We start from the raw sequence: 19,288 nt of genomic DNA, 5'->3' as shown, positions 1-19,288 counted from the left end.
CGATCAATTCTCCTGCGCAGGTGTTTTGCTGGCCTGCTCTGGTGCTAAATCTGCATCACTGACCGGATCAACTTCTTCTCCGATAGCAACAAAATCCTGCCCAATCGTAATGATCCGGACCTCATCATCGAGACCGCTGAGCCAGAATCCCCTGGTGTCAGTGCGAATGATCTCCACAGGGGCTGCGGTAACCCGGTTTTTATCATTGACCAGTTTAACCTGCAGGCTTCCTGCTTTGTTCAAGCCTAATACCGAACCGGGTAACAGATGTCCCATAGCCTCTCCCGCGGGCAGTAACAGCGTTGCCGACAGGCCAATAATACGTTGGTGTTGAGGATTGGGGATCTGTACTTCAACCCGGTAACTGCGGCTGACGGGATCAGCAACGGGCGAAATAAAACTCAACCTGCCTGCCATCTCCTGGTCGTTGCTCAAAATCACATCAACGGGTTGATTTTCTACCAGACGCCCCACGCTGTGTTGCGGCACCTGACCGGTAACTTTAACGGTTTCATCGTCTACCAGCTCACCCAGTACATCGCCAATCTTCATGTAGTCACCCAGCTCAACCATGCGTTTATTTAATATCCCGGCGAAAGGGGCATTTACCTGTGTCTCTTGTAACTCATGGCGTACCCTTGCGAGCTGTGCCTCAGCCGTTTGTACTGCTGCCTGATCAGCCAGCACTTTACTATCGGATTGCAAACCTCGTTTTTTCAGATTAATACTGGCCGCCAGATCACTTTTGCGTTGCATTAATACTGCGTCGGCTTCTGCCAGCTGTGCTGAGCGGTAAGCAGGCGATATTTGCAGCAGCTTTTCACCTGCTTGCAAGCGCTGTCCTTCAGTGGCTGTTAGCGCTGCAACACGGCCATCAATATCGACTTTAATCTGAATGGTGCGATTTGCCTCAACATGCCCTTGTACCCGCACGAATTGCTCAACTACCCGGGCACTGGACTGTCTTATTTTAACTTTCATCAAGGCTTTAGCCGGAGAGGTGATTTCTGGTTCAGAGGGAAGGGTGGTTTCGTCCTGCATGCCGGATGCCATCCAGGCGGCCATGCCGATAACCACAACAGCCGCCATCAATACTGACTTATTCATCTTTTTTCCTGTCTGTCTGCGGGCTGACGTATAAGCGCTGCGATCATGTAATCAACCACGAGATTAATGTATCTGCTTTTTTGTTCTGCCGTTTCCAGCATTTGTTGCTTACAGCTGCCACCTTCCTGCAATGTTACGATGGCTCCTTCGAAGGTGGCGCTCATGCCTGCCATCATCGCTTCTCTGGGCATCTCAGGATTGATATCACCTTCGGTGATTCCCTTGTAGACCGCTTTGCCAAACGCCCCGGCGAACTGTTCTTCCGCGTTATTCAGTTGCTGCAGGTAGTCGCTACTTATTCGCTTACGGGAAGCGCTCTGAATAAAATGAACATGCATATGCTGATGGGCGAGGTTGTCCCGGTGATATTCAAAAGCATATATCAGCATGCCACGCATCTGTTGCACCCCGGTTAAATGGTCGTCTGCCGCAATGCGTTTAAACTCAGCGAGGATCTGCTGATAATTATCCAGCAGCAAATGCGCATAGATGTCATCTTTACATGCAAAATGTTTGTAAACCGTGCCTTTACCAATGCCGGTATGCTGGGCAATTTTATCTACGCTGAGCGCTTCCCACTGTTCGCCTGAAAGTAACGCCAGAGTACAGTCGAGAATCTCCCGTTCACGGCGCTTAAACTCTCTCGATTTACGATCATTCATCACATTAATTAACCTTGTGGAACTTATAGTCATATTGTGACCATCAGTCACAAGGAATAAAAGAGGCTGAGCCGATTATTTTTGTGATCGTTTTCAACGATAAGAATGTACTCAATAAAGGCCGTTGCTCTGATGACAACGCGAGATTGCTTGAAATGAGAAAACGCCCCATTTAGGCCCTTCAGGCTAGTTTGTTGATCGATTTACCCGGGCCTGAATAAGTGGCTTATTGGTCTGGTTTTGTCTGACAGGTATGGGCTTTCGAAGTTTTTTAATCTATAAAAAAATCCATAATCGTATACAATTTTTTTATATATTGTATTTTTTATACGCACCAAAAATAAACATTTATGTGATCAGGTTTAAAGCGACGCTTTATTATTGTGCGCTGCGGAAAAACGCTGAGACGCTGAGACAGGCGTAATCTTATTTTTTAACTATCTGTTTATAAAGGGTATTTGGTATTGCACTCTATTTTTCTGACCGATTGGCCAGCTTTTTGCTTTTGATAGAGATAAACCGTCCTGTCGGACAGCTTTAATATTAAATAATAGAAGTAATAGGATGATGATCACTATGAAACGTAAACTCGCACTGGCCGCTCTAACCGCAAGCGCTTTTATCGCCGCTCCCGCTTCCGCAGAGATGCTCTGGACCAATACCAGCCTGAGCTACCTGAAAGGGGATGACTATAAATTCACGCCGACCGGCAATATGGATGTTGTAACCCTGGAAAATGCGACCGGACATAACTGGGGTGATACCTTCCTGTTTATCGACCGTTCTATGCCGGAGGATGGTTCAAGTAGTTTCTATGGCGAGTTCTCTCCACGTCTGAGCCTGAGCTATGCAACCGATAGTGATCTATCTTTCGGACTGGTTAAAGATGTCTATCTGGCAGGTACCTGGGAAGCCGGTAATGGCTTTGATAACTATCTGTATGGTGTGAGTGTCAATCTGGATGTGCCCGGTTTCCGGTACTTTACCGCCAGTGTTTACCAAGCGTTTAACGACAAGTCTGCTAACGATGAGCAGTTGACACTGACCTGGGCATACCCTATTGAGGCGGGTAGCCAGGAGTTTCTGATCGACGGTTTCCTGGACTGGAGTACCAGCAGCGATACCAATGAGTCTGAGATGAACTTCACGCCACAGATTAAGTGGAATGCGGGTAAAAATATGGGGCTGAAATCGCCTCTGTATGTGGGTGTTGAGTACGCCTACTGGAACAACAAATACGGTACCACTACCGATGAGCGTTGCGCTTCTCTTCTGCTGAAATGGCACTTCTGATTGATCACCTGAACGGACGCGGGGCTAGTTGATAGCTCCGCAGCTCCAAAGGAGACCTTATGTCGACACAGTACTCTAATGATCTGCTCTATCCGCTGGACTCAAAACCCGGCGTTCTAGAATCAGGATTCGCAGCACTGCAGCATGTGCTGGCAAGCTTCATCGGTATTATTACCCCGACACTGATTATTGGTGGCGTACTGGGATTGGGTGAGCATGTTCCCTATCTGATCAGTATGGCGTTGATGGTCTCTGGTGTAGGAACCATTATTCAGGCTAAGCGACCGCTGGGACTGGGTGCCGGAATGATCTGTGTGCAGGGCACCAGCTTTGCCTTTCTCAGCTCTGTGCTGGCCGCTGGCTTTATTGCTAAAGGCCAGGGGGGTGGTCCGGAGGAGATCCTCTCCCTTATTTTCGGTGTGTGTATGCTCGGGGCCTTTATTGAGATCTTCCTGAGTCAGTTTATTCATAAGCTGAAGCGAGTGATCACTCCGCTGGTAACCGGTATTGTCATTACTATTATTGGCGCCAGCCTGATCAAAGTGGGCATGACTGACCTCGCCGGTGGCTTTAAAGCGAAAGACTTCGGTTCACCGTCTAATCTGATGCTTGGCGGTATTGTGCTGGTGAGTATTATTGCACTGAACCGTTCCAACAATAGCTGGATACGTCTGTCTTCCATCGTGATCGGTCTGGTGATCGGTATGATCATTGCCGGTTTTATGGGGAAAATAAGCTTTATTAATCTGGCCAGTTTGCCTGCGATCAGCATTCCGGTTCCGTTTAAATATGGCTTCTCCTTTGACTGGAGTGCTTTCCTGCCAATCGCTTTGATCTATATGATCACCGCGATTGAATCGACCGGTGATATCACCGCTAACTGTATGGTATCGAAACAGCCTATCGCTGGCGAAGAGTATATTTCACGGGTGCGTGGTGGTGTACTTGCCGATGGTTTTAACTCCTTTCTGGCCGCCGTATTTAATACTTTTCCGAACACCACTTTCAGCCAGAACAATGGTGTGATTCAGCTAACCGGCGTTGCTAGTAAGCATATTGCGCTGTATATCGGTGGCATTCTGATTCTGCTGGGGTTGTTCCCTATTGTGGGCGGTATCTTACAGCAGATTCCAAAGCCGGTTTTAGGCGGCGCAACCCTGGTGATGTTCGGTACTGTGGCAGCCGCAGGGATTAAAATCATCGCCTCGGAACACCTTGATCGCCGTAAACTGCTGATTATGGCCGTGGCTTTTGGTATGGGCCTGGGTGTAACGATGACGCCAGGACTGCTCGATCAGCTGCCGAAGATGGTTCAGAGTGTCTTTAGCTCCCCGATTACCACAGGTGGTCTGGCAGCTATTATTCTAAGCCTTGTTTTGCCTGAGGAAAAAGCCCCGGAGGCCGAACAGCTCGTGACTGGCGACGTTAAAGCCGGTTAGAAACAGTCTCTTCAATAAACAGTCCCTTCAATCGCCCTGTCAGTCTCTTTTTGCAAAAAGCTGGTGGGGCTTTTTTTGTCTGGTGGATTGGCACAAGGGATAACACTGCCACTGTTAAATCTAAAACCGCCATCCTTACGTAATATTAGAAAATCATTAGTTCAGTCACTTTTAATACTAAGTAAGGGTATCCCCATGATCTCTCCTGAAGCGTCAGCGGTGCGCGATCAATTGATCGAGAAAGGCTTAGAAACACCGACCATCGACAATCCGTTGTCACATGAACAGCGATATGAGCGTATCAAAGGGCTGATGACTGAGATGGTCAGTACCCTCGGTCTCGATCTTAACGATGACAGTCTGCGAGAAACGCCCCATCGCGTCGCGAAAATGTATGTCTATGAACTCTTTTCGGGTCTCGATTATGAAAACTTTCCCCAGATCGCCATGATCGAGAATAAAATGGATGTGGATGAGATGGTTAAGGTGCGTGATATCAGCTTGGTGAGTTCTTGCGAGCACCATTTTGTGACTATCGATGGCACCGCTAAGGTCGCTTACATCCCTAATAAGAAAATTATTGGCTTATCAAAGATCAACCGATTGGTGCGGTTTTTCAGTCAACGTCCTCAGGTTCAGGAACGGCTGACTAAACAGATTCTGATTGCGCTGCAAACACTGTTAGACACCGATAATGTGGCTGTGTCGATTAACGCCACACACTACTGTGTTAAATCCAGAGGTGTGATGGATGTGAACTCGAAAACAGAAACAACGGCGTTAGGTGGCGTGTTTAAAACCAATGAACGCACCCGGGCAGAGTTCCTTAACTGAGTTTCTTAACTAAGCTCCTTAACTGACAGCTTTTTCAACAGCGACAAACAGGACGAGTCAATGGTAAATCGCAGCAGTGCTCCGATTCTGATTACCGGCGTGGGTAAACGTATCGGTTTTGCTTTGTGTAAACATTTTTTGCAGCAGGGGCGTGACGTCATAGGCACCTATCGTAGCCATTATGATGCGCTTGATGAGTTGGAAGGGGCTCGCCTGATCAGAGCCGACTTTACTATTCAGGCGGATATTGATCATCTGGTGGAGGTCATAAAAAGAGAATACCCGCAACTTCGGGCCATTATTCATAATGCGTCTGACTGGCTGGCGGAATCGGAAGAAATACCTGCTGCCGAGACTTTTCAGCGGATGATGCAGATACATGCCGCGGTACCCTATCAACTCAATCTGGCATTGAAAGATCTGTTGAATGGACGCGCTGGCGATATTATTCATCTGACCGATTATGTGGCGGAGAAGGGCAGTCGCAAACATATCGCTTATGCTGCCAGTAAGGCGGCTCTGGCGAATATGACCCTTTCGTTCTCAGCGCTGCTGGCGCCACGGGTAAAAGTAAACGCCATCGCCCCCTCTTTGATTATGTTTAATGAGGATGATTCTGCAGAGTATCGCCAGAAAGCGCTGGAAAAGTCATTGATGAAAGTCGCACCGGGTGAGCAGGAAGTGATTGAAGCGGTTGTTTATCTGCTAAAAAGCCACTATATCACCGGTCGAACACTGTCACTTGATGGTGGGCGGCATCTTAATTAATCCCAGGCTCATGGTGGCACCTCTGTTCCATCCCAGGCGAAGACTTTGCCGGATTGCAGCGGGGTTAACGATGCAATAACGTCGAGCAGGCAATGGGCTGATTGCTCGGGTGTAAATAGCTTCCCTGCAGGGACGTTTCGCTGGAAAGGCATAGACAGCGCAGAATCTACCGTTCCTGGGTGCAAGCCTGCAATAATCGCCTTTGGTAGTCGTCTATGGGTCTCAATCGAAAGCGTTTTCAGTAACATATTCAGTGCTGCTTTACTGGCACGATAGCTATACCAGCCACCTAACCGGTTATCGCTGATGCTTCCGACCCGGGCTGATAGCGCGGCGAAGACACAGGGGGAATCCCTGCGCATTTTAGGTAGCAGTTGCTGGGCGATTAACGCCGGTGCAATGGTATTTATCTGCAACAGGCGCTGCATCTGAACCGCGTTTAGCTCCCGCAGGCTTTTTTCCGGCTGCAGATCACCGTCGTGCAACAATCCGCTGGCGATAATCACCAGATCCAGTGGCTGACCGATCAGCTGTTTGCCCATCTTCGCAATGCTTGATTCAGAGCTCAGGTCGATAAACGTCTGCGTCAGTTTGGCGTGCGAGGGTCTATCTGCTTCTGGGATATCAGCGTGATGTCGGGAAAAACAGAACAGTTGATCAATTTGAGGATCTTCTGATAGCTGGCGCACTAACGCCTGTCCAATGGCACCGCTGGCGCCAATGATCACCGCATTCATTTTAGGGTTAAAGTGGGAAAATTTATTCATCTGCTGTTGTACGCATAAACGGTCTGAACCGATCAGGTTTTAAGTGCGTATCAGTCATATGTTTCTCGGAGATTAACGGCTATGCAGCAAGATTGGATTATTAAACCAGGCAAACCCACGGTGTTCTATGATGGTGGGTGTTCGTTGTGCCACCGGGAGATCAGTCACTATCAGCGTATCGATACACAGCAGTGTATCCACTGGGTCGATTTCACCCATGCGCCTGAATCGCTGCTGGAGTATGGCATCACCTACGGCAATGCTATGCAGCAACTACATGCGGTTAACCCGGCGGGAGAGGTGGTCCTGGGGGTCGATAGCTTTTTACTGATCTGGTCGCATCTGCAGCGTTACCGTTTTCTTGTTACTTTGATTGAAACGCTCAGGCTAAAAAAGCCGTTAAATTTTATCTATAACGTTTTTGCCCGCTGGCGCTATAAGAAGCGTTGTGCTCAAGGATGTGGGATCAGTTGATGAACTGTTTGTAACGCGCATTTTTTGTGCGGGCGCCCCTTTTTGTGGCAAAAAATATCTCACTGGTTTGGTTGTTAGAATTTAACTTGTTGTTTTTAATTGACTCTATTATTTGTGGTATTGATTCTGCAGTAGTTAATTCAGTCGTCGTAACATTCGGCCATACAACGTAAAAAATTCGGACAAAGGCGTCCATCCCTTATCACTGGTAGTGATAGAGGGGTGGGCGCTTTTTTTTTGCCCTGCAGGACGCGGCAAACAGATGAGAAAACTTTACTTAATTAAATGAGGCAAAACTATGGCTTACTTAGAACCGAATGAGTTTGCGACCAAAATGGTCGACTCAGGTGAACAGAAAATCTTTATGTCCACCAAAGACACTTATATCCGGGCTTTTATGGCGGGTGCGATTCTGGCGTTGGCAGCCTTTTTTGCCATCACTGTCGCCGTTAAAACGGGTGTTCCATTGATAGGTGCGCTGCTTTTTCCCGTTGGATTTATCATGCTTTACCTGTGTAAGTTCGACCTTCTTACCGGTGTATTTACGCTGGTTCCGCTGGCACTGATTGATAAACGTCCTGGCTGCACTATGAGTGGTCTGATGCGTAACTGGGGCCTGGTATTCATCGGTAACCTATCCGGCGCGCTGATGGTTGCGTTCTTTGCCTCGTTTATTCTGACTTATGGTTACCAGACAGATGGCGGTGTGCTTGCTGAAAAAGTAAGCAAGATAGGTGAATCCCGAACACTTGGCTATCAGGCTCAGGGTGTTGGTGGATGGTTTACTATCTTCATTCGCGGCATGCTGTGCAACTGGATGGTATCCATGGGTGTTGTGGGTGCGATGATCTCAACCTCTGCGGGCGCTAAAATGGCTGCGATGTGGATGCCGATCATGCTCTTCTTCTTCATGGGCTTTGAGCACTCCATTGTTAACATGTTCCTGTTTCCATTCTCTATGATCATGGGTGGTGACTTCACTGTTATGGAATACCTGATTTGGAACGAGATACCAACGGCTCTGGGTAACCTGGCGGGTGGTTTCCTGTTGGTGGGGCTGCCGCTTTATCTGACACACGTGAAAACCAGTAAAGAGCGGAAAGTCGCTGGCGTTAAAACGGTAGCAGCTCTTTAATCTTCGTATTACTGCCCGGCAGTTATCTGAATCCCGGTGGTCTGTCTGACCGCTGGGATTGTCTGATTGGATATTGGGTTAATATCTTCCCTCGAGCAACCAGAGTGCTTCGGTCATGAATTCGCATCTGAAAATAACCACAGGCCAGTTCAGTGATAAAGGCTTAAAAGCGCTGAACCAGGACTTTCATGGCGCAGTTATTCCTAAAGAACCTCAGCTCAGCCTGAAAGGTGTTGCTCTGGCGCTTGCGGATGGTATCAGTAGTAGTGATGTCAGCCAGATCGCCAGTGAGACGGCGGTAAAGAGCTTTCTCAGCGACTACTACTGTACTTCCGATGCCTGGTCAGTTCGGACTTCCGGTGAACGTGTGCTGGGCTCTATCAATGGCTGGTTATTCTCACAGACGCAGCGTTCAGAGTTCCGTTTTAATAAAGATAAAGGTTATGTCTGTACCCTGAGTGCAGTCGTGTTCAAAGCTTCCAGCCTGCATATTTTCCATATTGGCGACAGCCGGATCTACCGTTTGCGTGGCGAGGGCATGGAAACGCTGACCAAGGATCACCGCGCCTGGATTTCTAAAGAGAAGAGTTATCTCAGTCGTGCATTAGGCATCAGTATTGATATGGAGCTGGATTATCAGACCTCTACTCTGCATGAAGGTGATATCTATCTGTTATGTACCGATGGTGTGTATGAGTTCATCGAAACCCCGTTTATTTTTCAAGCTCTGCAGGACTATGCTGATGACCTCGATAAGGCCGCAGAGATCATTGTTAAGCAGGCCATGGAAAATGGCAGCAATGATAACCTCACCCTGCAGATTGCCCGGGTAGACCAACTACCGCAACAGCTGGAAAGTACGTTAAAGCATCAGGTAGAGGAACTGGAGCTACCGCCGTTGCTACATGCCCGCGAGACGTTTGATGGTTACCTGATTTTGCGAGAATTACATGCGAACAGTCGAAGTCATGTTTACCTTGCTGAAGATTCCGGCAGTAATACCCGGGTTGTTATAAAAATCCCCTCGGTGTCTCAGAGTGATGACCCTGCCTATCTGGAACGTTTTCTGATGGAGGAGTGGGTTGCGCGACGTATCAATAGTGCCCACGTTATGAAGACAGGCTTACAAAGCCGAAAGCGAAATTATCTCTACACAGTGACTGAATATATTGAAGGTCAGACACTGGCCCAGTGGCTGATCGATAATCCCGGCCCTGATATTGAAACGGTCCGTATTATGATCGAACAGATAGCGCTGGGTTTGCAGGCGATGCACCGTAAAGAGATTCTGCACCAGGATCTGCGTCCTGAAAATGTGATGATTGATAATAATGGCACCGTAAAAATTATCGATTTTGGTGCGGTTCATGTTGCCGGTATTGTTGAAGCTGAAAATACACTGGAACAGACCGGTTTACCCGGTACCGCTTTGTATATGGCGCCGGAATATTTTGTCGGGGAGGTGATCTCTACCCGATCTGATCTCTTTTCGCTGGCGGTTATTGCTTACCATATGCTCTCGGGGCGTTTCCCCTATGGTACTCGGGTAGCAAAATGCACAACCGCGGCAGCACAACGAAAACTTTCTTATCAGTCTGTGCTTGATGAGGAAAAAGCGATTCCTAACTGGATCGACGCCACGTTGCAGAAAGCGCTGCAGCCAAACCCCTATAAACGCACCGCAGAAATATCCGAATTTGTGTATGACCTGCGTAAACCTAACCACAACTATCTGCGCCGCAATCAGCCACCACTGATGGAGAGAAATCCTCTGCTGTTCTGGAGATCGGTCTCTTTTCTGCTAACCCTGGTGGTGTTGTTTTTGCTGGTGCAACTCAACATTCAATGACTACTTAAATGAAACCTGAGGAGTGACCTATGATTAGCAACCGGGAAGAAGTCACCGCCGCTATTATGGCTGCGAAAGTCGGCAAAGGAATTAAATGGCGTGAAGTGGCCGACGCGATTGGCCTGTCGAAAGAGTGGACGACGGCCGCATGTCTGGGGCAGATGGCGCTGGATAAGGATCAGGCAGCCACAGTGGGAGAGCTATTTGGCCTGAGTGATGAAGCGATCGCCTGGCTGCAGATCACTCCCTATAAAGGCTCGCTGCCAACGGCGGTACCAACAGACCCGCTGATCTACCGCTGGTATGAATTGGTAAATGTCTACGGTAGTACCATCAAGGAGCTGATACATGAGGAGTTTGGTGATGGCATTATGAGCGCAATCGACTTCTCTATGGATATTCAGCGGCAACCCAATCCCAATGGTGACCGGGTGAATGTTGTGCTTTCGGGTAAGTTTCTGCCCTACAAAACCTACTAATACCGGAATGCGAGATATAAAAAAACACCGGTGATCGGTGTTTTTTTTACTCTTAATCCGGTTTAACCGACGATGCCAACGCCGTGATCTACATAATGGATGCTGCCTGAAGTTCCTTTGGACAGATCGCTCAGGTAGAACATCGCTGCATCGCCAACCTCTTCGATTGTTGGTAGCTGGTGGTCAACCGCTTTGTTCTTGTTGTATTCCAGCATGGTGGCGAAATCTTTAATGCCGCCTGCTGCCCGGGTAGCTATAGTGCCCGGAGAGATACAGTTAACGCGGATGCGCTGTGGACCGAGATCTCTTGCCAGGTAGCGGGTGGCGGCTTCCAGTGCGGCTTTCGCGCAGCCCATGATATTGTAGTCGCCGGTGGTCAGTGCGCTGCCCAGGTAGGAGAAGTTGATCATCGAACCGCCATCTTTCATCAGATCTTTGGCGAAAGAAGCCATATGGATGAAGGAGTAGCAGGAGACATCCATCGCCTGGGCAAAACCTTCACGGGAGCATTCCGAGATGGGTGCATGGAGGTCTTCCAGCGGGCAGAACGCCAGTGAGTGAACCAGGCCGTCCAGTGAGCCCCAGGACTCTTCAATCGCTTTAAACAGATCAACCATCTGTTGTTCCTGAGTCACATCCAGAGGCATGATGATTGAGGCACCTACCTCTTCAGCAAGGGGACGAACAAAGCGCTCAGCCTTATCATTCAGATAGGTAATCGCAAGTTCTGCACCCTGTTCGTGCAATTTTTTTGCAACGCCGTAAGCAATGCTCTTGTCGTTGGCAATTCCGACGATTAAAACTTTTTTGCCAGCCATCAATAAGTTAGACATCTTGATTCACCCTTGTATTAAAAATCAATAAGTTAAGTTATACGAGACTGATTTCAGAATTATGAAAGGCTGTTTTTATTAGTTAAATCGGTGTCGCTTGAGTTTATTGTGCTGTGCACAATTTCTACCGTTATTATAGCGACTAAAGTTTAAATTTATAGGGTAATTTACACTCAAAATGGGTATGTACTGAGGTAGTCTGGTCAGCGAAGGTTTTTCCGGGGGTGGGGCGGCTATCAGGCCCGTGGGCCTGATGCAGGAGATGTGGTGAACTTAGTCGCCCAGGGCTGAGCCTTCCCTGCGAGGGTCGACAGCGCTGGCCCATGAGCCATCACGTTGGCGGAAAAATCCATGCAGTCCACTGTTCAGGTCTCTGATCTTAGTTTCATGTCCCAGCGCTTTGAGTGGTTCGGCAAACTGTTCCGCTGCCGTTCCGACTTCCAGTTCTGTGACCCCATTACGGTTGACCATATGGGGAGTATTAAACGCCTGCTGCAGGGATATATCTGAGCTCAGTTTCAGGTAGAGATTTTTAGCTACATAGCTGATGATCCGGCTGCCACCGGGGGAGCCGAGGGCAGCGACTAACTGGTTATTTTCATCAAACACCATCATTGGTGACATCGAACTGCGGGGCCGCTTACCTGGCTGAACCCGGTTGGCAACCGGCTTGCCATCCTGTTCAGCCACAAAGGAGAAGTCGGTCAGCTGATTGTTCAATAGGAACCCGCCGGCCATCAGGGTTGATCCGAAGGCCATCTCGATACTGCTGGTCATGGATACCGCGTTGCCCCAGCGGTCGATAATGACAAAATGGCTGGTGGAGGGCAGTTCCGGTGAACGATCATCGGCGCGGCTGATCTTACTGGGCAGCTCGCCAGGGTTTGCTTTTCCCATATCCTTAAGAGGGCTGATTAGCTGGCTGCGCTGATGCAGGTATGCGTCATCCAGCAGCTCATCAACCGGAACCTGAATAAAATCACTATCGGCCAGATAGCGGGCACGATCCGCATATGCCAGTCGGCTGGCCTGACTGAACAGATGATAGAAGTCCACTGAATCAGCTGGCAGTGGCTGTTGCTCGGCAAACTCCATCATGCGCAGAATCTGCAGCGTTGTAACGCCTCCGGAGGTCGGCGGTGGAAAGCCACACACACGGTATTGTCTGAACGGACGACAGATTGCCTGACGCGCCACAGCGCGGTAGTTCTGCAGGTCTGATAGCTGAAGCTTGCCGGGATTGTCACTGGCCTGTTTTACCGCCTCGACGATTTTTACCCCAAGCTCGCCCTGATAGAGTGCGGTTGCGCCCTGTGTTGCGATCTGACGCAGGGAGTCGGCCAGTGCCGGATTAGTCAACTGATACCCAACCGGTAAAGGTTCGCCCTCGGGGGTGAAGAAGTAATCTTTGGCCTGAGGATAACGTCCCAGGCCGGGATTGATGTTTGCCGCCAACAGCTGATGCAATCGGGGCGTCACCGTAAAGCCCGACTCGGATGTTGCAATCGCATCGTTGAACAGTGAATCCCAGGGCTGTTTACCATATTTTTTCTGGCTGAGTTCCAGCATCGCCAGGACGCCGGGAGTGCCGACAGAGCGGCCTCCCACCATGGCGTCCCACCAGTCCATGGGTGTCCCTTCAGCGGTCATAAACAGGTTTTCATCCGCTGCTGCTGGGGCTGTTTCCCGGCCATCAAAGGCGGTGAGTTGCTGTGTGCTGTTGTCCCAGTAAAGCATGAATGCGCCGCCACCGATGCCGGAGGATTGAGGTTCAACCAGGGTCAGCATCGCCTGTACCGCAACAGCAGCATCCGCTGCACTGCCGCCCTGCTGTAGCACTTTATAGCCTGCTTGCGTGGCAAGCGGGTGAGCGGTAACGACTAGTTGATGGCGGGCTGAGACTGTTTTCTGTACCAGCGTGCCGGTGGCTGATTCCGGTGCTAAATCCTCATTCACCGCAAAAAGAAGTGTCGGAAACAGGGCAAGTGTCGCCAGAATGGCAGAGAAAAAATGTATACGCATAGCAGAGTTCCTGAAGTTCAAGGACAGATTAGCCAGTGTGGGTGTAGCCGTAATTAAAGCAGATATCGCACGTAAAGGTATGCGCCAGTAATGAATTTGTTCTGTGGCTCAGCTGGTTGATAGTTAACCTTATGAAGAGTAAGAACTTGTTGCAAAATATAGAACCTCAGCGACAGTCATTCGAAGGTCACCATATCCCGAAATGGGTATCTCTTGTAGTGCCGGCTGACAGTCCCCTATCTATACTGAAATCAGTTAAAGATAGTGTTGTCCGGGCCGATAGCTTTACGACGGACAGTGAATTGGAGAAAACGCTCTTGTCTATAGCAGTGAAATCGATCTTCAGCGCGGATAGCGATCCCAAAGCGATCAGAATTGTGTTGCTGAATGACCATGAAGGCAAAGCTCTGGTGCTGCTGCCTGCCAATATGCTGTTAAACCTGGTAAGTATCTGGAAGCATTCAGGACGTCATCTGCAACCGGTCAGAGGCCGGGATGCGGTTAAATTTTTCAGTCAGGCCGCTTTGAAAGCTGAAGCGGGCCAGGAGAAACTGTTTCATCTGCCGGTATTTCTCGATCAGTCGCTTAAAGATTATGACAGTTTTAATGTTATTGAGTCCTATACAGGGCTGGCATTTGAGGCGCATAAAAAGTGGTTTACCAGTAGTCTTTCTCTGTGTGTTCTGGGGATGACTCCGCAGATGATTGAGAAACATCAGCCCGAAGGCAGTGATGAGCAGGTTATAACCCGTGCAGTTGAACGCTTTACTACGTTGCGTATTCAGCAGCGATTGGAAGATACCCTGGGGTTACCGCCCTTAGCGCCTTCAATGAAACGCCTGATCGAGTTGCGCTCAGATCCTTCTGCGGGCATCGATGATCTGGTGCCTCTGGTTCGCGGAGATGCGAGTCTGGCGGCTCAGGTGATGAGCTGGGCGGCATCGCCCTATTATGCTGCTCCTGGCGATGTTCATTCCGTTGAAGATGCGGTGATCCGGGTGCTGGGTTTTGATCTGGTTGTGAATCTTGCGCTGGGCGTGGCCATGGGTAAAACCCTGACTGTGCCCGATGATACCCCCCGTGATGGAGTGCCCTACTGGCAACAGTCAGTGTACACCGCTGCCGCTGCAGAGCTGCTTTGCAAGAAGATACCCGCCGAGATCAGACCAAAGCCGGGCCTGATATATCTGGCAGGTTTGCTGCAAAACTTTGGTTATCTGGTGTTGGCACATCTGTTTCCTCCGCACTTTTCGCTTCTGTCACGCTACATTGAGGCTAACCCTCATATGGCGCTGGAGTTTATCGAGAAGCAGGTGATGAATGTGACCCGGGAACAGATTGGCAGCTGGCTGCTGGATGACTGGGGGCTGCCTGCCGTGGTCGTTGAAGCGGTGCGCTATCATAATGACCTGAACTATGATGGTCAGGCCAGCGATGAGGCGAAGCTGATTCACTGTGTCAATCGGGCGCTGCGGCGTCATGGCTTAGCGGATGGCCCGGTGGAAGCTCTTGACGAGGCGGTTCTGAAGCAGCTGACGTTGACTGAGGCTGATATTGAGGACGCATTAGCAACCGTTTTAGATAGCCGTGGGGAGCTGGATGCTCTGGTGCATACGATCATGCACGCACAGCATGCTCACTGACAAGACTGCGACACTACTGAGCTAAATACTGTAGGGTATTTAGCTCAGCATTAAGCTTCAGGTGGCTGTTTCGCTTTCCAGCTGTTCCAGTTGTTCCAGTTTCTCCATCCACTCAGACTCAAGCGCTTCCGCTTGCTGTTGCAGTTCGCCCTGTTGTTGCAGCAGTTGTTTAAGCTGCCCCTTGTTACGCTCTTCGTAAAGGCTGCCATCCGCCAGCAGGGTTTCCAGCTGTTGCTGTTCTGTCGTTACTTTGTCCAGCTTTGCTTCCAGCGTTTCAATCACTTTGCGCAGTGGACGCAGGGCGTTACGGCGTTCGGCTTCAAGGCGTTTCTGTTCTTTTTTCTCGGCGGCACTGAGGGATCGGCTCTCTTTCGGCTCTTCAACAATCTGGTTCTGAATCCGGCGTTGCGCAGCCAGCCATTGCTGATAGTCATCCATATCCCCATCAAAGGGGGTCACCTGGCCATTAGCGACCAGCAGAAACTGATCAACCGTATTACGCAACAGGTGGCGGTCGTGGGAGACCAGAATCAGCGCGCCATCGAAATTTTGCAGCGCCAGTGTTAACGCATGCCGGACCTCAAGATCCAGGTGGTTGGTTGGCTCATCGAGCAGCAACAGGTTGGGCCGTTGCCAGGCGATCAGCGCCAGTGCTACCCGGGCTTTTTCGCCGCCGGAAAAGCGTTTTACCGGCTCCAGCGCCCGGTCACCATTGAAGTCAAAGCTGCCGAGATAGTTGCGAATCTCCTGGTCGCTGGCTTTCGGTGAGATTCGCTGAATATGCAGCGCGGGAGAGGCTTCCAGATCCAGCGCTTCAAGCTGATGCTGGGCAAAATAGCCGATCTTCAGGTGCTCACCGGCTTTATACAGGCCATTGATCAGTGGCAGGTCGCGGGTCAGGGTTTTGATCAGGGTCGATTTACCCGCACCGTTGGGTCCCAGCAGGCCGATACGGTCGCCCGGCGACAGTGTCAGGTTGGTAATATCAAGAATCGGCTGTGCGTAACCTAGCTGACATTTGTCCAGGCTCATCAGTGGGAAGGAGATCTTGTCCGACGACTGAAAGGTAAAGTTAAACGGACTATCAATATGGGCTGGCGTAATAAGCTCCATCCGTTCCAGTTCTTTCACCCGGCTTTGCGCCTGTTTGGCTTTGGTCGCCTTGGCTTTAAAGCGGCGTACAAAGCTCTCAATCTCAGCAATTCTGACCTGCTGTTTTTCAAATTGCGATTGTTGCTGCGCCAGTCGTTCTGCCCGACGTTTTTCAAAATCGCTGTAACCGCCTTTATACAAATCGGTTTTCTGGTGATACATATGCACAATATGGGTGCTGACGGCATCAAGGAAATCCCGGTCGTGGGAGATCAGTAGTAACGTGCCTTGATAGTTGCGCAGCCACTGTTCCAGCCAGATCGTTGCATCCAGATCAAGGTGGTTGGTGGGCTCATCCAGCAACAAAATATCGGACTGGCTCATCAGCGCCTGAGCCAGGTTGAGGCGGATACGCCAGCCACCTGAAAAGGTGTTAACCGGGCGTTCGGCATCGGCGGTCGAAAAACTCAGCCCGTTCAGTAGCTGATGCGCGCGGGCTTCGGCGCTGTAGCCGTCGATGGCATCCAGCTGAGCATGCAGCTCGCCGATACGGTGGTGATTATCTGAGTGCTCTGCGTCTGCCAGAGCCTGCTGCACGGAACGGAGTCGATGATCGCCATCGAGCACATAGTCAATTGCGCGCTGTTTACTGTCAGCTACCTCCTGAGCCATATGTGCAATGGTAAGATTGCCGGGTAATTGCAGGTCACCCTCATCGGGTTGAAGCTGGCCGAGAATCAATTTGAAAAGGGACGATTTACCCACGCCATTGGCACCGACAATACCGACTTTCTGGTTGGCGTGAATGGTTAACTGCGCTCTGTCTAGCAGGCGCAGGTGTCCTCGTTGTAAGCTAAGCTGGTTTAACTGAATCATGGCGGCGGATTTTATCACAGATGTCAGAAAATAATGCGTTTTGGAACTACGCGGTACAGCTCTATTCTACACCGGAAATAGCGGAACTTTGCCTGCTGTTGCAAAACCGTTATCAACTGAGTGTAAACTCTCTGTTGTTTGCTCTGTGGCTGGCCCGGCAGGGCAGAAAGCTACCTGCTAATCTGGATGATAATGCTGTCCGGCAGTGGCGGGTTAATATGCTCGAACCGCTACGACAGTTGCGCTATCAGCTGCGCAGCTCGAAACAGTCGCCGCAAGAATATGATTGCTATGCACAGTTGAAAAAAGCAGAGCTGGCCGCAGAAAGGGTAGAGTCAGGACTGTTTTATGAACTTAGAGAATGCTGCCCTGATGTCGCCCGTGCCGGTGGAGAGGCCGAGTTGATTGATCTGCAACAACTTGGCTATCTTAATCTTTGTATTGCCGCTGACTCTGATTCCGGTGTGGCAGGTAATCTGCAGGCACTTTTAAAACAATTAAATAATAAAGCAACCGGGTGCGGTGGTAATTAGCTGAACTTTTCAGTCTAATGGTTTACTAACAGCAGATAACTGACCCCCTGGGATAAAGGAATGATAATGAAGAAGACGCTGGTGGCCGTGGCCGTAGCAAGTATTGTGTTGGTAGGATGTGGCTCTGACAAAGATGAGAAAGCCGTAGCACAGGTTGAAAAAACCTATACCCTGGAAACTGATCAGCAGAAGCTGGGTTACAGCCTCGGTCTGATGTTGGGTGAGAGACTGAAAGCGGATGTTACAGAACTTGATATTGATGCGCTGAAACGTGCCGTTGAAACTGTTTATTCAGGTGCTGAGCCACTGCTTAAACCGGATGAAGTTGAAGCGACAATGATGGCCTTCCAGCAGAAAAAGATGGAAGAGAAACAGGCTGAATTCAATAAGCTGGCAGAGGATAACCTGAAGAATGGCGAAGCTTACCTGGCTGAAAATGGTAAGAAAGAGGGGGTTGTCACAACTGAGTCCGGGCTTCAGTATGAGGAGTTGACTGCCGGTGAAGGCGCCAGCCCTAAGCCTGAAGATACTGTTAAGGTTCATTATCGTGGCTCGCTGATCAGCGGCACAGATTTTGATAGTTCTTATAGCCGTGGCGAGCCAGTATCTTTCCCTCTCAATGGTGTGATTCCTGGCTGGACAGAAGGTCTGCAGCTGATGAAAGTCGGCGGTAAAGCGAAGTTGGTATTGCCTGCTGCACTGGCCTATGGTCCCGGCGGTATGGGTGAAGCGATCGGCCCGAATGAAACGCTTGTGTTTGAAGTTGAGCTGCTGGATATTAATCCGGCAGAGTAAGCACTGAATAAGCGCAGACCATAGAAAACCACCCGCTCGGGTGGTTTTTTTTGGTGCATCAGAAAAGTATGTGAGCGAAAATGTTAGTAATTATGAGTGTTTTTGACAGTTTATTTGTAATTTTATTACAACATTATTTAAATACTGTATGAAAAGGCATGTAATCGTTAGTGAGTTTGCTGATTTCTGTACAGTGGCGAAACAGTTGCTACACTAATAGACTGAAAGTTAACTATATGGATTAAAAGAATAAAGAAGTGGAATGCTCTTTGCAGAGCATAGAGTTATCAACGCTATTGAATAAATACAGCGTTGCTTTGATATTCATTAATTCGTTACAAAGAGGAAGCATCCAATGAAGAAAACCCTGATTTCTGCTGCCGTTCTGATGGTTGCAATGACAGGTACGGCTATGGCTGGTACTTTGGAAACTGTGAAGGAACGTGACGCACTTCAGTGTGGTGTAACGAGTGGTGTCCCGGGTTTCTCAGTGCCCGATGATAAAGGTAACTGGAAAGGTCTGGACGTCGATGTATGCCGCGCCGTTGCTGCCGCAGTGCTGGGCGATGCGACTAAGGTTAAGTATATCCCGCTGAATGCTAAAGAGCGTTTTACTGCGCTGGTGTCGGGTGAAGTGGATGTACTGTCCCGTGTAACCACCTGGACACAAACCCGCGATACTCAGCT

18 protein-coding genes are annotated in these 19,288 nt (G+C 49.6%); 12 read left to right on the top strand and 6 right to left on the bottom strand.

The window, feature by feature from the left end:
* Positions 1 to 3 precede the first annotated feature (3 nt).
* Together Q0499_RS07625 and Q0499_RS07620 are read right to left on the bottom strand one after the other, a co-directional pair.
* The gene (locus Q0499_RS07625) at positions 4 to 1,107 is read right to left on the bottom strand and encodes an efflux RND transporter periplasmic adaptor subunit (protein ID WP_299197906.1); all 1,104 of its coding nucleotides are present in this window, start codon (positions 1,105 to 1,107) and stop codon (positions 4 to 6) included.
* Entirely contained in the window at positions 1,104 to 1,769 is a 666-nt protein-coding gene (locus Q0499_RS07620) for a TetR/AcrR family transcriptional regulator (protein WP_299197904.1), read from the bottom strand. Before Q0499_RS07620 ends, Q0499_RS07625 begins: the two co-directional genes overlap by 4 nt.
* A gap of 576 nt (positions 1,770 to 2,345) precedes the next feature.
* Here Q0499_RS07620 and Q0499_RS07615 point away from each other — a divergent pair.
* The 4 genes from Q0499_RS07615 (at position 2,346) to folM (ending at position 6,103) form a co-directional block, all read left to right on the top strand.
* Positions 2,346 to 3,062 (top strand): DUF5020 family protein, encoded by a 717-nt coding sequence (locus tag Q0499_RS07615; protein ID WP_299197902.1) that lies wholly within the window; start codon positions 2,346 to 2,348, stop codon positions 3,060 to 3,062.
* A gap of 59 nt (positions 3,063 to 3,121) precedes the next feature.
* A complete protein-coding gene (locus Q0499_RS07610) occupies positions 3,122 to 4,501 on the top strand; it encodes a nucleobase:cation symporter-2 family protein (protein ID WP_299197900.1) in 1,380 nt (459 codons plus the stop codon).
* A gap of 195 nt (positions 4,502 to 4,696) precedes the next feature.
* Positions 4,697 to 5,335: a GTP cyclohydrolase I FolE gene (folE, locus tag Q0499_RS07605; RefSeq protein ID WP_299197898.1), complete on the top strand. Its 639-nt coding sequence runs from the start codon at positions 4,697 to 4,699 to the stop codon at positions 5,333 to 5,335.
* A gap of 60 nt (positions 5,336 to 5,395) precedes the next feature.
* Complete coding sequence (gene folM, locus Q0499_RS07600) at positions 5,396 to 6,103, top strand: dihydromonapterin reductase (RefSeq protein ID WP_299197896.1); 708 nt, start codon at positions 5,396 to 5,398, stop codon at positions 6,101 to 6,103.
* Between the two features lie 8 nt (positions 6,104 to 6,111).
* Here folM and Q0499_RS07595 read toward each other — a convergent pair whose 3' ends face one another.
* Positions 6,112 to 6,870, bottom strand: a complete 759-nt coding sequence (locus Q0499_RS07595; RefSeq protein ID WP_299197894.1) for an SDR family NAD(P)-dependent oxidoreductase — start codon at positions 6,868 to 6,870, stop codon at positions 6,112 to 6,114.
* A gap of 81 nt (positions 6,871 to 6,951) precedes the next feature.
* Between Q0499_RS07595 and Q0499_RS07590 the strand changes: the two genes are divergently transcribed.
* The 4 genes from Q0499_RS07590 (at position 6,952) to cynS (ending at position 10,807) form a co-directional block, all read left to right on the top strand.
* Positions 6,952 to 7,344: a DUF393 domain-containing protein gene (locus tag Q0499_RS07590; RefSeq protein WP_299197891.1), complete on the top strand. Its 393-nt coding sequence runs from the start codon at positions 6,952 to 6,954 to the stop codon at positions 7,342 to 7,344.
* Between the two features lie 298 nt (positions 7,345 to 7,642).
* Positions 7,643 to 8,479 carry a formate/nitrite transporter family protein gene (locus Q0499_RS07585; protein ID WP_299197889.1) on the top strand — a complete coding sequence of 279 codons (837 nt, stop codon included), beginning with the start codon at positions 7,643 to 7,645 and terminating at the stop codon, positions 8,477 to 8,479.
* A gap of 115 nt (positions 8,480 to 8,594) precedes the next feature.
* On the top strand, positions 8,595 to 10,328 hold the full coding sequence (locus Q0499_RS07580; protein WP_299197887.1) for a bifunctional protein-serine/threonine kinase/phosphatase: 1,734 nt from the start codon (positions 8,595 to 8,597) through the stop codon (positions 10,326 to 10,328).
* Between the two features lie 29 nt (positions 10,329 to 10,357).
* Complete coding sequence (cynS, locus tag Q0499_RS07575; protein ID WP_299197885.1) at positions 10,358 to 10,807, top strand: cyanase; 450 nt, start codon at positions 10,358 to 10,360, stop codon at positions 10,805 to 10,807.
* Between the two features lie 62 nt (positions 10,808 to 10,869).
* On the opposite strand, the gene fabI is transcribed toward cynS, so the two are convergent.
* On the bottom strand, positions 10,870 to 11,640 hold the full coding sequence (gene fabI, locus Q0499_RS07570; RefSeq protein WP_299197883.1) for an enoyl-ACP reductase FabI: 771 nt from the start codon (positions 11,638 to 11,640) through the stop codon (positions 10,870 to 10,872).
* 273 nt (positions 11,641 to 11,913) lie between these two features.
* Positions 11,914 to 13,662 (bottom strand): gamma-glutamyltransferase, encoded by a 1,749-nt coding sequence (ggt, locus tag Q0499_RS07565; RefSeq protein ID WP_299197881.1) that lies wholly within the window; start codon positions 13,660 to 13,662, stop codon positions 11,914 to 11,916.
* A gap of 317 nt (positions 13,663 to 13,979) precedes the next feature.
* On the opposite strand from ggt, the gene Q0499_RS07560 reads away from it, so the two are divergent.
* Positions 13,980 to 15,305, top strand: coding sequence for an HDOD domain-containing protein (locus Q0499_RS07560; RefSeq protein WP_299197879.1), 1,326 nt, complete (start codon positions 13,980 to 13,982; stop codon positions 15,303 to 15,305).
* A gap of 57 nt (positions 15,306 to 15,362) precedes the next feature.
* On the opposite strand, the gene Q0499_RS07555 is transcribed toward Q0499_RS07560, so the two are convergent.
* Entirely contained in the window at positions 15,363 to 17,273 is a 1,911-nt protein-coding gene (locus Q0499_RS07555) for an ATP-binding cassette domain-containing protein (RefSeq protein ID WP_299197877.1), read from the bottom strand.
* 20 nt (positions 17,274 to 17,293) lie between these two features.
* Between Q0499_RS07555 and Q0499_RS07550 the strand changes: the two genes are divergently transcribed.
* The 3 genes from Q0499_RS07550 to Q0499_RS07540 form a co-directional block, all read left to right on the top strand.
* Positions 17,294 to 17,806, top strand: coding sequence for a TIGR02444 family protein (locus tag Q0499_RS07550; protein WP_299197875.1), 513 nt, complete (start codon positions 17,294 to 17,296; stop codon positions 17,804 to 17,806).
* Between the two features lie 66 nt (positions 17,807 to 17,872).
* The gene (locus Q0499_RS07545) at positions 17,873 to 18,601 is read left to right on the top strand and encodes an FKBP-type peptidyl-prolyl cis-trans isomerase (RefSeq protein ID WP_299197873.1); all 729 of its coding nucleotides are present in this window, start codon (positions 17,873 to 17,875) and stop codon (positions 18,599 to 18,601) included.
* Between the two features lie 355 nt (positions 18,602 to 18,956).
* Positions 18,957 to 19,288: transporter substrate-binding domain-containing protein (locus Q0499_RS07540; RefSeq protein WP_299197871.1), on the top strand; the 332-nt coding region annotated here is incomplete at its 3' end.

The sequence above is a fragment of the uncultured Amphritea sp. genome, from assembly GCF_937127095.1.
In the GTDB taxonomy this organism is placed as follows: Bacteria; Pseudomonadota; Gammaproteobacteria; order Pseudomonadales; family Balneatricaceae; genus Amphritea.
Note: the sequence above shows the minus strand (reverse complement) of the source record. Positions and strands in the feature narration are given on the sequence as shown.